The following is a 14,764-nucleotide window of genomic DNA, read 5'->3' as shown; positions in this document are numbered from 1 at the left end:
TCCTTTAGACTTCTTTAAGCAGATAGATTCCCTCGTATCCGTCGGTTTGTATGTCTATATACCCATCTTTATTGGAAATTGCGCCTTCTTTCATATGGGTCGAGAAGAGAATGCGCCAATCGCCCTTGGCGGCAATGCGCACATTGCGCCCCACGGGGGTGAAATTCATCACCGCCATAATCTCCTGATTTTCCCCGATGCGGCTAAACGCGATGGTCGAAATATCGGCGGCATTGACCAAGTCCCAGCGAAAGCCGTCGAAGCCTTCCCGGGGATTCGACAGGGCCTCGTTCGTTCGATACACCGCCATCAGCGCCTTAAAATAGTCCCGCAGGCTCCGGTGGCTGTCGTAGTCGAGGAGGAACCAGTCTAAGGGTTCGTTGTCGACCCATTCGCGAAATTGGCCGAACTCCTGGCCCATAAATAGCAGCTTCTCGCCGGGGTGCGCCATCATATAGAGATACAGGAGCCGCAGCTGCTGAAACTTTTCCTCGTAGCCGCCGTACATCTTGTCGAGCAGGCTCTTTTTGCCGTGCACCACCTCGTCGTGGGAAAAGGGCAGGATGTACTTTTCGTTAAAGCTATACATGATGGGAAAGGTGAGCGCGTCATGGTGATATTGACGGTAGATCGGGTCCATCTCCATATAGTCGAGGATGTCGTGCATCCAGCCCATATTCCACTTGCGGTCGAAGCCCAGTCCGCCCTCGGAAAGGGGCTTGGTGAGGCCCCGGTAGTCCTCGGATTCCTCGGCGATCATCAACAGACCCGGGTGCTCGGCGTGCAGCCGCGCCAAGAGTTCTTTGAGGAAGTAAATGGTGTCGCTTCGGTGGTTGTCGGGATTTTTGGTGTCGGTGTCCCGCTCGCCGAAGCCCTTATAGAGCATATAGCTCACGGCGTCCACGCGGATGCCGTCGATGCCGTAGCGGCAGAAGAAATTGGCCGAGGAGAACAGAAAGCTCTGCACATGGCCCTTGGTATAGTCGAAGGCCATGGTGTCCCAAATGCGGTTTTCGGCGTAGTACGCCTCGTCGGATTCGTAGGTGGGGGTGCCGTCGAGATATCTGAGCCCCTGCTCGTCCTTGCAGAAGTGGGCGGGGGTCCAGTCCAAAATCACGCCGATGCCGTTCTTGTGGGCGTAGTCGACGAAATAGGCGAAGTCCTCGGCGGTGCCGTAGCGCCCGGTGACCGAGAAAAATCCCGTAATCTGATAGCCCCAGCTGCCGTCGTAGGGATGCTCCATAATGGGCAAGAGCTCCACATGGCTAAAGTGCAGATCCTTTACGTAGTCGATCAGCTTGTGGGCGAGCTCTCGGTAGTTTAAGAAGCGGTCGCCGTCGCGCATCCAGCTGCCCAGGTGTACCTCGTAGATCGCCTGTAAGGGCGAAGCGAGGATCTCACCCACGGGGATGTCCTCCAGCGGCAGCGCGATCGAGGCGGTGCCGGGAATGGACTCGGAGGAAAAGGCGAAGGGGTCCGCCTTCCAGTGCAAGCCGTCCTCGCCGTAGATCTTGTACTTGTACGGCGTATAGAGGGGCATATCCACCGTGACGGTAAACAGACCCGTGGTCTCGTCGCGACGCATTTCGATGCCCTGCCAATCGTCGTAGGCGCTCGCGAGTTCCACCCGATGCGCCCGGGGCGCAAACAGGGTGAACGTCATGTCCTTCCCCTTTCGGTGGGGGCCGAAGAGCTCGTAGCTCCGCACGTTCTCGCCGCGCTTAAAGAGATAGGCGGCGTATTGGTCTACGGGATCGTAGGAGATGCGCATTTATACCTCCTCGTAAATTAAAATATTGAGCATATTCTTTTTGCAAACAAGCAGTCCTCGCTCCGACAGCGCATCCAGCGCCGTCTTCAGTTCCTCCGCGGTGTAGTGGATGCCGACGGTATCCAGTTCTTTTTGCACATAGAGCAGATCCGAGGACACGTTGATGGGAAGATACGGGCGAATGCCGTCCATGAGCGCGGTCTGCGCCTTGTCGCGCGCACCGCGCAATTCGTCAAAGGGATTTTCGGTATGGGGGCTTTCGGTGTTCGCCATGCGGATTCTCGCGAAGGTCGTGCGTCCCAAATGGGACGAGGAGATAAAGACGTCGCCGGTGGTGAGATACGGCAGCCGCGCCGCCTCTTCGGCGCTGATGTCGGTCTCGTCGCGGATGGTCTGAATGTCCTGGGCGCGCACGGTGCGAAAGATCATCTTACAGTTGAGCTGGGCGGTTACGGTGTCGTCCAAGAGCGTGGGCCGCTGGGTGGCGAGGATCAAAAACACGCCGTACTTTCTGCCCTCCTGGGCGATCTCCCGGATCACCGATTTCGACGGCGCGGGGATCCCCTTGGGAGCGAAGGTATGGCTCTCGTCGGTGACGACGAAGAAAGGCGGGAAGAATTCCCCTTCCCCCGGGTGCAAAAAGCCCGCGTCTTTGTAGTTTCTTCGCAGGCCGTAGAGGTGGCGGATCAGATAGGTGGAATACATTTGAATCAGCCGCGCCGATCCCTGGATCACCGCCACCTTGCCGGCAAAGAGCGTCTCTTCGATGGCGCGGGAATCGCGGTTGAAGAGCCCGGCGAACTGCAGATTCTTAAGCCGCCACAAAATTCCCCTTAGAGAAGACATATTGGTGGAACGGCCGTATTTGACAAAGTTTTCGAGGATGCGTTTCCACTCGAGCGCCTGGGGCCCCTCGGCGTAGTCGGCGATCTGGCGGATTCGAGCCTCGCCCCCCTCCTCGTGGCCGCGGATCAGATCGTCGACCAGGCCGCGAAAGGTGTCGATGCTGTTGTTCTTTCGAAACAAGAGATCCACCGCGCTCTCCATCGCCTCCGAAAGATCCGATACGGCGCTCAAGAGGTTTTTCAAATCGCCCGCGCTGATGTCTTCGAATTTGACGCCGATGTCGCCGCCGATCTGAAAGCGGTTGTGGCGGTCGGCATAGTCCTTGCCCCCGGAAGCGGCGTTCGAAAAATCCATCTCGTAGTGGGGGTCTAAGACCAGGGCGGGGATCCGCTTTTCCATCAATTCTTCCATCAGGACCCGCATGCCGAAGGATTTGCCGCTGCCGCTCCCGCCGAAGATCCCGATATGGGGGTATTGGTGCATGGCGCGGATGTCCAAGATATAGGGCACGTCCTGCTGGGCCGCGGCGCCCCCCGCTTCGTAGAGGCGAAAGAGGTCCTTTAGCGTAGCTTCCATCTCATCGTAGAGGTATTCGGTGTTGCGAATGGCGCCCAAGGTGAGCCCCTCTGTCGGCGGGGTGGGAACGAGGATGTCTTCCACCTCGGCGAAGGTAGGCCGCCTGCCGTCGGATCCGGTAAGGGGCGGCACCACGGTCTCGCTCACAAAACGGACTTTTCCTATGTAGATGGTCTCGTTTTGCACGTCGAAGCCCAGGGCGTTGAGGGAGGCGAGGACGTCGTCGTCGACGAAATCGCCGCCGATGTCCAGGGGAATAAAGCGGTTGTAGGTGGTCGATTCCACCACCTCGCCCAAAACGTCGCCGATCACCGGGTCTTCGATGACGATATATTCACTGACGCGAAAATTGTGGTCTCTCGATCCCACGGTGACTTCCCGGGGATTGGTAAGGCCTAAGACTTTGATCTGCATCTATACTCTCCGTTCTCTTTCCGATACAAAAAACCGCTCCATCAGATCCCGGTCCATCCCCTCTTCGAGGAGCATCTCCACGTCGCGGGGCGAAATCTTGGCGCGCTTGTCCACCACGTCGATCCAGTAGGGCACGCCGCGGCCCCGCTGGGGCGTGAGGGTAAAGAGGAGCCGCGCCAAAGAAACCAGCCGATCCGCCTGCTCCTCGAGCACGTCAAGGCCCACCACCTCCCAGCGCTTGGAGGGGCGATAAAAGCCGCTTCTGAGCCCCGCCGATTCCTTGCTCTCGGCGTCCTCTTCGTCGCGCTCGGCGAGGAGCAACAGCTCGCCGTAGTCCAGCTTGCCCGCCAAAAACTCGCGGTCGTAAAAGCCCTCTTTTCCGGTGCGACTGGCGATCTCGCGGGTCTTGACGTCTTTGATCGCCCCCACCAGCAAGACGCCCTCCCGCAGGCAGAGCGCCCGCAGCTCCTCCCATTTGTCCCGGGCGTGGATCTTGTAGCGCAACAGCCCCCCGTCCATTATCAAAACGGCGGGGTCTTTTCTGTCCTCGTCTTCTTCTACGATGCGGATCGCCGCCTCGAGCTCCGATTCGGCGAGATAGCGATCGGCGAGCTTTTCCGCCGTTACGGCATCGTCGTCGGTGAGGACGGGGGTATAGAGCTTGCGCACCCGCTCTTCCGCCCCTCGGGTCGAGAGGGCGAGCCCCTGAAAGAGCAGCACATAGTGGGGGTGGGCGCCGCCCTTACCCGCGGTGGAACCGTCCACGCCGTAGAGGCTTCCCACGGCGCGGAGCTCGCCGTCCGAAAGCCGCGTAAGGGGCGTAAAGGTGCCGATCTCGGGCGTTATACGCTTGCCGAGATCCGCCCGGGTCATCGAGAGGAGCCCATCGTATTTGCGGTGCAGCGCGTCGTTTAGCGCCTCGATCTGTCGTTGAAAGTGAACGATGTCTTCTTGCCTCAAAGTTTCAAACTCTCCTTATATACCAAGTTTTTGGGCAGGTTCCACTCCTTTGCCACGAGCTTCGCCGCCTTGGAGGGACTGATCCCCTCCTCCACCTTTTCCTGAAGCGCCGAGAGAATGTCGACGTCGTCGTCCTTTGCTTGGGGCATGAGCAACACGCTGAATTCGCCCTTTACCGTGTAGCTGTCGATTTCGCGCAGAAAATCCGCCGCCGTGGTCTCGATCCGCTCCTCGTAGAATTTTGAGATCTCGCGGATCAGGATCAGATTGCGATTGCCCAGCGCGGCGAGGACGTCCTCGGCGAATTTCGTAATGCGGTGGGGCGCCTCGTAAAAGAGCACCGGCACCGCTTCCTCTTTGAGCGCCTCCAGTGTCTTGAGACGCGCGCTCCGCTTGTGGGGCAGAAATCCCCAAAATAAGTAGCGTCCGTCTTTGATGTTTGCGATCGCCGCCGCGGTGACGTGGGCGCAGGCGCCCGGGAGCACCTCATAGGATTTGCCTTCTTTTAAGAGGGCGCTTAAGAGCACCGCCCCGGGGTCCGATACCCCGGGCATGCCGGCGTCGGTGATCAGGGCAAAATTCGTCCCCGTCTCCAGCCGCTCGAGGATGCTCGCGATCTTTTCGTTTTCGTTAAATTTATGATAGCTCTCCAAGGGCGTCTCGATTTCGTAGTGTTTTAAGAGGAGGAGGGAATGTCGGGTGTCCTCCGCCAGGATCACATCCGCTTCTTTTAGGACCCGTAAAGTCCTGAGCGTGATATCTTCCAGATTGCCGATGGGCGTGGGACACAAAAATACTTTACCTTCCATAATACGCTGCTACCTCCCGAGTATACTCCGTCCCCTCGTAAATATAGAGGGGGCGATCCATGCGGAGATGTCGTCCCCCGCCTTTTTTTGCCGCAAAGAGCAATCGGCGGGCTTCTTCTCCCCCGCGCCAATAGACCGGTCGAATGTGCGCGAGTTGCAACCCTCCCTCGTTCATGTCTTCTATCACATCTTGAAAGCGGGCGATGTCTACGATACCGTAGACCGTACCGCCCGGCACCGTCAGGCGCCCCGCGTGGAAAAACCACCGCATATCGTCGTCCAAATGCTTGGCGGCGGTGATCTTTGCCGCTTTGTTTCGAATGCCGTCCTTAAAAAACGGCGGATTGGTGAGCACCACGTCAAAGCGGCCGACGGCGGCGTCTCGAAGATCTGCCGTCACCGCCTCTATGTTTTCGATGCCGTTTGCGGCGGCGCTTTTGCGCACCAGTTCCGCGGCCTCGGGCTCGCGATCCAGCGCCACCACCGCATCGGCATCCGCCGCGGCCATCAGTGCCAAGTACCCGCTGCCGCATCCCAAGTCCAGGGTGCGGCCCCGCGGCTTGGCGTAGGCGCCCAGGAGCACGGAATCCATGCTGAAGGCGAACAGGCCTTTTTGTTGGTAGATCACCATGCCGTTTTTCGGTATATAATCTCTTCTCATCGTCGTACCTTTCTATAGATACCCCAATACGCGCCAATAAAAAGAGGCACGCCCGGTGCCTCTAGTCCCACAATTTGCGAATTTCGTCGTATATTTCGGGGTCCACTCCGTGCAGACGCTCCACATGCTTTAACACATCGCCCACAAAGGGGATGTTCTCGCCGAAATACTCGGCGCCGATCCGCTCGATTTCGGCGGCGACCTGCGCCTTTTCTTCTTCGGTCTCTGCGTATTTGACCTTCTTGTACGCCGCGAGCAGGTAGCGGGAATCGCGCTTTTTCTTCTTCTCCTGGTTCTTGACGAGCACATACACCACCGCCGCGGAGAGCACCAGGGCGAAGAGGATCAGGATCCAGGGCGCGCGGTACTTCGCATCCAGCGCGCCGTAGAGCTTGCTCACCCCGAAAAAGAGAAAGAGCGCGCCCGCCGCATAGCTCAGCGTCACCCGGGGGATCCGCTTGCCCACGTATTTGCCGACGACGATCCCGATGGCAGAGACCAGGATCATCGAGGAGACCGTGGCGGCAAAATCAACAGCGGCCGCGTGCTTTCCATGGCGAGGGTCATCGCCATCAGCTGGGTCTTATCGCCCAGTTCACCGATAAAAAAGGCGGCGGCGATAGTCAACAGCGGCCCGCGATTTCCCCGATCGACCACATCGTCCTCCTCGTCTTCATAGTCCACCGAAAGCGAACTCAACCCGAAGAACAGGAACAGAAATCCCGCGATAATCTGTAAAAAACCGACGTCGGCAAAAAAGCCCGAAATCAACACCGCCGCCAAAATGGCGAGGCCGTGGTTGAGGGCGATCCCCAAACTCACCCCGCCCAGCACCGTCCGCATGGGATAGGTCGTGGCGAAGGCGAGGGCGAGGAACTGGGATTTGTCGCCCATCTCGCCGATAAAGACCATGACAAAGGCCTCAATAAATTCCCGCAAAGTCCTACTCCTCCTAATTTGTCTTGACCAATACTACGAATGTGGCGCCGTCGGTGATCTGAATGTCGCCGGCCGCGTCGTTAAAGTACAGATTCGTAAAGTAGATTTTATACACATACCCGTTTGTCTCCCCTTCGATCGCCAGGTCTTCGATCGAAATCTCCGCGCTCTTTTTCGAGAGCGCCACGAGCTTTTCGCGCACCGATTCCAAATCGATGGTGGCGAGGGGGATCGAGTGGTCCTTGCCGAAAAAGACCTGTATCCGATCTTTGCTGCGCACCGTGCCGAAATCCCCCGCGGCATTGTAGGGCTCCGCCCCTTCGGTGCTGTACGATTCCGCCCGATAGGAGGTATCGTAGCCCGCCACGGGGATCGCCGTCCCCAAAGGCGCCGCAAAGGTGACATTGAGACTCTCTTCGATCGCCGTCTCTCCCACCCAAAGCGCATGAAAGCCGAAGAACTTTTCCATATTGTTCTCGGGATCCAGGCCCCGCAGATAGGGGATCTTCCCGGTGTCGTGGCGGTCGTGAAGATAGCTTACGATCTCGGTGACCTCCCGCTGTTCCTCTTGGGTCACGGTCTTCGACGGGGTGAGCTTGTCGCCTTCCAACATGCCGTGGCGCACGAGGATCGACTCGAGACGGCCCTTTTGCGAGCGAAACGCCACGCCCCGCGCGCTCATCGGCCCGCCCAGTGCCGCCACCAAGAGGATCAGCACCAGGGTCTGGGGCAGGATGACGTGCATCTCCCGCTTCTCCAAAATAAAGTGGACCATGGCGAAAAACACCCAAATTCCCACGGCGAGGACCATATAGCGGTTTTCGGTGATGCCGTACTGGCTCACCCGCAAAAACCACGCGTAGTACATCAGCCCGAGCAGCGGAAGCGTCGCCGCCGGGTAGTAGCGGCGGAACAGATAGGTGAGCTGCAGATCCCGGTTGTGGTCGACGAAAAACAGCACGAAGACGCCCAGCACCGAGGGCCAGAGCACCAAATTCACCACGCTGGTTTCCGGCAGTTCGAAATAAATCAGGATCTTCGCAAAGTAGATATACATGACGGCGGTATAGAGCATAAGGATCGGCACCATGATGTGGTTCATCACGCTCTCGAAGATCGAAAAGCTGTCGTCGTCGGAATTGTATTCGCCGTCGGCAGGCGGCACATTCGACAAAAACACCGCCGCCATAAAGGGAATATAGCAGAGGATGGGGATCGAAAGGAGCCATCCGTCGGCGCGAAAGATGTCGAATAGGATGCGCGCGGCAAAAAAGATGAGTCCCAGGCCGCACAGAAGCACCGTCGCAAAGATATAGGCGACGACGATCTGCCAGAGCATATCGAGGGCATAGCCCACAAAGCCCTGCTCCCGATTGAATCGCCCGGCGAAAAAGACCGTAAGGCCGTAGGCCGCGATCAACAGCAGGCTTTCCGGGGCGAAGAAGGGCTCTATGCCCTCGGTCGCGGTCTCGGCGAGCACATAGTAGCTCAGGACGAAGAACACCGCCCCCACCGCGCGCTCCAAGATCTTTCTGTGCTTTGTGCCCACGCGCTTCGCCTCGCCTTCTTCGTAGAGGGCGACGGCGAGGGCGATAAAGAAGCCGTGGATACAGACGATGCCGTAAAATGCCGCCTCTTTCGGAAGGGAAAGGGGCACGTCCCAAATCCACAACCAAAGGAAGATCGCCGCCGACAGGGCGAAAAAGGCACTCGCCGGAAAGCGGCGGAGGCCGCGTATCAATTTCTCAAGTCTCGGCCGAAGTCGTACGGACATTTTCATAGACCATTCCTCCTACATCATGGGTGCAAAAATCCGGAGCACCCGCCCCGCGGCGCGGCGCCACAGAGAAAAATCCTCGCACATTTTCCGGGTAAAGGGCATCGACATCTTGAGCGTCTCCTGAAAATCCGCCTCCACCTTTGCCGTCATCTCGCGGTCGTAGAAGTACGCGCCGCATTCGAAGTGCAAAAACAGCGAGCGGTAGTCGCAGTTGATGGTCCCCACCACGCATTTGGTGTCGTCGGACGAAAAGTTTTTGGCGTGAATAAAACCCGGGGTGTACTCGTAGATCTCGACCCCGCTGTCGAGGAGCACCTTATAGTGCGAGCGGGTCACCAAAAAGACCAACCGCTTGTCGGGAATATGGGGCGTAATGATCTTTACCTCCACCCCGCTCTGGGCGAGATGGATCAGGTCGCTCTGGGTTTCCTCGTCGAGGATCAGATAGGGCGTGGTGATGTGCAGATACTTGACCGCCTGGTTGATCATATCGTTGTAGACTTCTTTCCCCACGCGGTTTTTGCCGTAGGGATCGTCGCCGAAGGGCACCACATAGCCGCTGTGCTTGCCCGCATAGGCGGAATCAGGCGGCAGGAGATAGGGCCGGTAGTTTTCCGGCTCGTCCTCCGAGACCCCCCACATGGCGAGAAACATATTGGTAAAGGAGCGCACCATGGCGCCGTAGACGGCGATGCCCGTGTCCTTCCAATGGCCGTATACCTCCACGGCATTGATATACTCGTCGGCGATATTGATGCCGCCGGTAAAGGCGACGCGATTGTCGATGACGAGAATCTTTCGGTGGTCGCGGTGGTTTTGGTACAGGCTCAGGACGGGGATGATGGGCTTAAACACCTTGGTGCGAATGCCCAGCTTCTCCATTTCCTTTCGAAAGTTCAGGGGCACCTTGGTCAAGACCGAAGTGCCGTCGAAGATAAAGCGCACCTCCACGCCCTCGTCGATCTTGCGCTTTACGATGTCCAAAATGCGATCGAGCATATATCCCTGCTCGACGATAAAGTACTCCATAAATATGTACTTCTTTGCGCTCTCGAGCTCCTTCAACATCTGTTCGAAATAGTCCTCCCCCAGGGGAAAATAGTGCGCATCGCCGTTTCGATAGGCGGGAAAGCTCTCCTCGTTCCACAAAAACCGGGCGGTGTTGTAAAAAAGCGGGTCCCGCTCGCGGATCTCCTCGAGAATTTCGGGTTCCTGGTGAAAGAGGCCGGTAAAGTCTTCTTTGGAGGTCTCGAATCGCCGGGAAAACCACCGCCGGAGGATGTCGCGCTTGCTCAGCACATAGAGAAAGGCGCCGAACACGGGCAGAACGACGATGGTAAAGAGAAAGGCCATCTTATAGACCGGGTCGTTTCGGCCGTCGTTTAAGATATGCAGGGCGACGGTAAAGTCCAGGATAAAGAAGGCGTACTGCAGTACGTCCCGGTGCTCGTTTAAGAATGCGCCCGCATAGTAGATGACGAAGAACTGAATCAAAAACAAAATGCCGTAGACGAGTACGGTAGTCAACGTGCCGAAAAGCGAATTTTTGATGCGCGTTCTCGTCTTTTTTTGGATGCGGGTTCCGGTCTTTTGTGACATGGCCGGGCCTCCTTTCTTTGTCTTATTATAACAAAGGCGACGGCACGGCGTAGACGCGGGCCTCATTTCTCTTCTAATTTTTACATTTCATTGACTTTGCCGCACAAAGACATAAAAATAAGCCCACTTTCGTGGGCGATTATCTTTTGTCTACGACATTCAGGCGGTTGGTGGCGCGCAAAAGGGCGAGTTTTGCCTTGTCGATTTCCGCCTTGGTCTCGTCGGCGTTGTCTCTCAGATAGGTCTCGGCGCGGTCCTTTGCCGCCCGGGCGCGCTCCACGTCGATGTCTTCGATCCACTCGAAGGCGTCGGTGGCGACAGTGGCGACGTCCGATTTCATGGACACATAGCCGCCGTGAATGGCGCCGGTGCGCGCCGCGCCGTCTTGAAAGATGCGGATGGCGCCGTAGGCGAGGGGCGTGACGAGGGGCGCGGTGCCCTGCATCAGCATCAGATCTCCTTCGATGCCCCGGAGGATGATCTTCTCGACTTCTTCGGTAAAGCCGTCGCCCTGCGGCGTCACCAGGCGCAGGGTAATCATGCTGTATCTCCCGCCTTTTCGACCGCTTCGGCTTCTTGTGCTTCGGGGTCTTCCGCTTCTTTCGCCGCGGCCTCCTGTTCGACCGCATCGCCAGATGCCTTCGCATTTTCTACGGCTTCGTCGATGGTGCCTACGTAGAAGAAGGCGCTTTCGGGCAGATCGTCGTGTTTGCCTTCGAGGATCTCCTTAAAGCCGCGCACGGTCTCGGCAATGGGGACGTACTTTCCTTCCTGGCCGGTAAACTGGCTCGCCACGCTGAAGGGCTGGGAGAGGAAGCGCTGAATCTTACGGGCGCGCGCCACGGTGGTGCGCTGCTCTTCGGAGAGCTCCTCGAGCCCCAGTACGGCGATGATGTCCTGGAGGTTTTTGTATTCCTGGAGGACTTCCTGCACGCCGCGGGCCACCGCATAGTGCTCTTCGCCCACCACATTGGGGTCCAAAATCCGGCTGGTGCTGTCCAGGGGGTCGACGGCGGGATACAGACCCATGCCCGCGATGTCCCGGGAAAGCACGGTGGTGGCGTCCAAGTGGTTAAAGGTGGTCGCCGGCGCCGGGTCGGTTAAGTCGTCCGCCGGGACATAGACCGCCTGTACCGAGGTGATGGAGCCCTTTTTGGTGGAGGTGATCCGCTCCTGCAGCGCCCCCATCTCCGTCGCCAAGGTGGGTTGGTAGCCCACCGCCGAGGGCATGCGGCCCAACAGCGCCGACACTTCACTCCCCGCCTGGGTAAAGCGGTAGATATTGTCGATAAAGAGGAGCACGTCCTGCTCTTCTTCGTCGCGGAAATACTCCGCCATAGTCAGGCCCGTGAGCGCCACACGCATACGGGATCCCGGCGGTTCGTTCATCTGACCGAAGACCAGGGCGGTCTTGTCGATAACGCCGGATTCGATCATTTCGTAGTAGAGGTCGTTCCCCTCGCGGGTTCGCTCGCCCACGCCGGTAAAGACGGAGATCCCGCCGTGTTCCTGGGCGATATTGTGGATCAATTCCTGAATGAGTACGGTCTTTCCGACCCCGGCGCCGCCGAACAGGCCGATCTTTCCGCCCTTGGAATAGGGGCAGAGCAAATCGACGACCTTGATGCCCGTCTCGTAGACCGCATTGCTCGTGTCCTGGTCCTCGAAGGAGGGCACGGGCTTGTGGATGGGCGAATATTGCTTCGCCTCGGGGTCTTCTTTCCCGTCGATGGCATTGCCCAAAACGTTAAACATTCGGCCCAGGGTTTCCTTGCCCACCGGAACCGAGATCGGCGCGCCGGTGTGCACCGCGTCCATGCCGCGGCGCAGGCCGTCGGTGGAACCCAGGGCGATGGTCCGCACAATGTCGTCTCCGATGTGTTGGGATACCTCGACCGTCAGGGTTTCGTCCCCGTTTTCGATCTCGATGGCGTCCAACAGGTCGGGAAGGCGGTCCGGGTCGAATCGAATGTCCACAACGGGTCCGATGACCTGTGCGATACTTCCTATATTCTCTTGCATACAGATCCCTCTTCCTATTGTACGGCGTCGGCGGAGGAGACGATTTCGGTGATTTCGTTGGTAATCGCCGCCTGCCGAGCGCGGTTAAAGTTGGTTTCCAATTCCTCGATCATTTCGTTCGCATTGTCCGTGGCATTTTCCATGGAAAGGCGCCGCGCGCCCTGTTCCGATGCCGCCGCCTCGATCAAGGCACCGTAAATGCAGGATTCCACGTACATGGGGATCAGGTAGTCCAGCACCGCCTCGGGAGACGGCTCGAATTCCACCAGGGTCGACGCCTTTTTGTCTGCCTTCGCCTTCAATTCTTCGGAGGGGAGCAGGCGCTCTACCTTGGGGGTGTACTTGAGCGTGGACTCGAATCGGGTGTAGACCAGATCGATTGCATCCACCGTGCCGTCTCGGTAGAGGTCCAGGGCGGTGGTCGCCAGGTTCTTTGCGTGCTCAAAAGACGGCGCGTCGCTGATGCCCGTATAGGACTCGAGGATGTCGTAATTTCTGCGGGCGAAGTACTCCTTCGCCTTGGAGCCGACGACAAAGAGCTTCGCCTTCGCAGAGCGCTTCTTTGCAGTCTCTTCGGCGAGGCGCTGCACATTGGCATTGTAGCCCCCGGCGAGACCCCGATCGGAGGTGAGGACGATATAGAGAATCGTCTTCTCTTCGCGCTTTTTCACCAGCGGATGGGCGTCTCCCACCAGGCCCAAAATTTCTTGAATGTCGTCGAGTACGGTCTCGAAATACGGCCTCGTCGCCTCCAAACGGATGCGCGCCTTGCGGAGCTTCGCCGTGGAAACCAGTTCCATCGCCTTGGTGATCTGTAAGATGCTGTTGATCCCCCGAATGCGCCGTTTGATTTCTCTTGCGGATGCCATATTCCCTCCTATTTCGTCTTCTTAAAGTCGTTCAGGCTGGTCTTGATGGCTTCCTCGATCTCGGGGGTGAGCGCCTTTTTCTCTTCGAGTTCGCGAATCAGCTCGGGATGCGCTTCGTCGACATATTGCAGATATTCCTCTTCAAAGCGCGAGATGTCTTCCACTTCCACGTCGAGCAGATAGCCCTTGGTGGCCGCATACAGGATCAGCACCTGGTGCTCGAGCTTCATGGGGTGGTACTGGTCTTGGCGCAAAATATGCATGGTGCGCTCGCCCAAAGCCAGCGTGCGCTGGGTGTCCTTGTCCAATTCGCTCCCGAACTGGGCGAAGGAGGCGAGGTCGCGGTACTGTGCCAAGTCGAGCTTCAGCGTGCCGGCGATCTTTTTGATCGCATCGGTCTGCGCCGCGCCCCCGACCCGGGATACCGAAAGGCCGGTGTTGATCGCGGGACGCTGCCCCGAGAAGAACAGGTCGGTCTCCAAAAAGATCTGCCCGTCGGTGATCGAGATCACATTGGTGGGGATATAGGCGGAGATGTCGCCCGCCTGGGTTTCGATAATCGGTAGCGCCGTAATAGAGCCGCCGCCGTATTCGTCGCTCATCTTCGCCGCCCGCTCCAAGAGCCGGGAGTGCAGGTAGAACACGTCGCCCGGATAGGCTTCGCGTCCCGGCGGACGACGCAGAAGAAGACTCATGGTGCGGTATGCCACCGCGTGCTTGGAAAGGTCGTCGTATACGATAAGTACGTCTTTTCCCTGCGCCATAAATTCTTCCGCCATGGTGACCCCGGCATAGGGGGCGATATATTGGATCGGCGCCAATTCCGCCGCCGTCGCCGCGACGACGATGGTATGTCCCATGGCGTCGTGTTTTTCTAAGGTGTCGACGATCTGCGCCACCGTAGAGGTCTTTTGCCCGATGGCGACATAGATACAGATGACGTCGGTGTTCTTTTGGTTGATGATCGCATCGATCGCGATGGCGGTCTTTCCCGTCTGCCGGTCGCCGATAATCAGCTCCCGCTGTCCGCGGCCGATGGGGAACAAGGCGTCGATCGCCTTGGTGCCGGTCTGCAGCGGCTCGTCGACGGAGTGGCGGGTGATAACCCCCGGTGCGATCTTTTCGATGGGCATGGTCTTTTCATAGGCGTAATCGCCCTTTCCGTCGATGGGCTCGCCCAAGGCGTTGACCACGCGGCCCAATAGGCCTTCTCCCACGGGCACCTGCACGACCTTTCCGGTGGCGGTGACCCGATCGCCTTCTTTGATATTTCCTTCACCGAGGAGGACGACCCCTACGTTGTTGATCTCCAAGTTTTGGACCATGCCGTAGACGCCGCCGGGAAACTCGATCAGCTCCCCGGCCTTCGCCTCCTCCAGGCCATAGACACGCGCGATGCCGTCACCGACTTCGATGACGGTTCCCACGTTTTCCATGACCAAATCTACATTATAATTTCGGATCTGCTCCCGAATGACGGAGCTGATCTCTTTGGATCGCAGTTCCACGTCTCACCTC

11 protein-coding genes and 1 pseudogene are annotated in these 14,764 nt (G+C 58.1%); all 12 read right to left on the bottom strand.

Going from position 1 to position 14,764, the window contains the following annotated elements; all coding sequences use genetic code 11:
- Window positions 1–4: 4 nt before the first annotated feature.
- Window positions 5–1,771 (bottom strand): 1,4-alpha-glucan branching protein GlgB, encoded by a 1,767-nt coding sequence (glgB, locus tag EL294_RS00820; RefSeq protein WP_126464643.1) that lies wholly within the window; start codon window positions 1,769–1,771, stop codon window positions 5–7.
- On the bottom strand, window positions 1,772–3,607 hold the full coding sequence (locus EL294_RS00815; RefSeq protein WP_232006483.1) for an ATP-binding protein: 1,836 nt from the start codon (window positions 3,605–3,607) through the stop codon (window positions 1,772–1,774).
- A complete protein-coding gene (locus tag EL294_RS00810) occupies window positions 3,608–4,567 on the bottom strand; it encodes a DNA double-strand break repair nuclease NurA (protein ID WP_126464642.1) in 960 nt (319 codons plus the stop codon).
- The gene (gene rsmI / locus EL294_RS00805) at window positions 4,564–5,376 is read right to left on the bottom strand and encodes a 16S rRNA (cytidine(1402)-2'-O)-methyltransferase (RefSeq protein WP_126464641.1); all 813 of its coding nucleotides are present in this window, start codon (window positions 5,374–5,376) and stop codon (window positions 4,564–4,566) included. Before rsmI ends, EL294_RS00810 begins: the two co-directional genes overlap by 4 nt.
- Complete coding sequence (locus tag EL294_RS00800) at window positions 5,366–6,037, bottom strand: tRNA1(Val) (adenine(37)-N6)-methyltransferase (RefSeq protein ID WP_126464640.1); 672 nt, start codon at window positions 6,035–6,037, stop codon at window positions 5,366–5,368. Before EL294_RS00800 ends, rsmI begins: the two co-directional genes overlap by 11 nt.
- A gap of 61 nt (window positions 6,038–6,098) precedes the next feature.
- A pseudogene (locus tag EL294_RS08225) lies at window positions 6,099–6,976 on the bottom strand (TMEM165/GDT1 family protein).
- A gap of 13 nt (window positions 6,977–6,989) precedes the next feature.
- Complete coding sequence (locus tag EL294_RS00785) at window positions 6,990–8,756, bottom strand: DUF4153 domain-containing protein (RefSeq protein WP_126464637.1); 1,767 nt, start codon at window positions 8,754–8,756, stop codon at window positions 6,990–6,992.
- Window positions 8,757–8,768: 12 nt separating this feature from the next.
- Complete coding sequence (gene cls, locus EL294_RS00780; protein ID WP_164715164.1) at window positions 8,769–10,355, bottom strand: cardiolipin synthase; 1,587 nt, start codon at window positions 10,353–10,355, stop codon at window positions 8,769–8,771.
- Between the two features lie 139 nt (window positions 10,356–10,494).
- Complete coding sequence (gene atpC / locus EL294_RS00775) at window positions 10,495–10,896, bottom strand: ATP synthase F1 subunit epsilon (protein ID WP_126464635.1); 402 nt, start codon at window positions 10,894–10,896, stop codon at window positions 10,495–10,497.
- Window positions 10,893–12,377 (bottom strand): F0F1 ATP synthase subunit beta, encoded by a 1,485-nt coding sequence (gene atpD, locus EL294_RS00770; protein WP_126464634.1) that lies wholly within the window; start codon window positions 12,375–12,377, stop codon window positions 10,893–10,895. The genes atpC and atpD overlap by 4 nt, the downstream gene beginning before the upstream one ends.
- Before the next feature lie 14 nt (window positions 12,378–12,391).
- Window positions 12,392–13,246: an ATP synthase F1 subunit gamma gene (gene atpG / locus EL294_RS00765; protein WP_126464633.1), complete on the bottom strand. Its 855-nt coding sequence runs from the start codon at window positions 13,244–13,246 to the stop codon at window positions 12,392–12,394.
- A gap of 8 nt (window positions 13,247–13,254) precedes the next feature.
- Window positions 13,255–14,754: a F0F1 ATP synthase subunit alpha gene (atpA, locus tag EL294_RS00760; RefSeq protein ID WP_126464632.1), complete on the bottom strand. Its 1,500-nt coding sequence runs from the start codon at window positions 14,752–14,754 to the stop codon at window positions 13,255–13,257.
- Window positions 14,755–14,764 lie beyond the last annotated feature (10 nt).

Source organism: Aedoeadaptatus ivorii, from assembly GCF_900638585.1.
Classification (GTDB): domain Bacteria; phylum Bacillota; class Clostridia; order Tissierellales; family Peptoniphilaceae; genus Aedoeadaptatus; species Aedoeadaptatus ivorii.
Note: the sequence above shows the minus strand (reverse complement) of the source record. Positions and strands in the feature narration are given on the sequence as shown.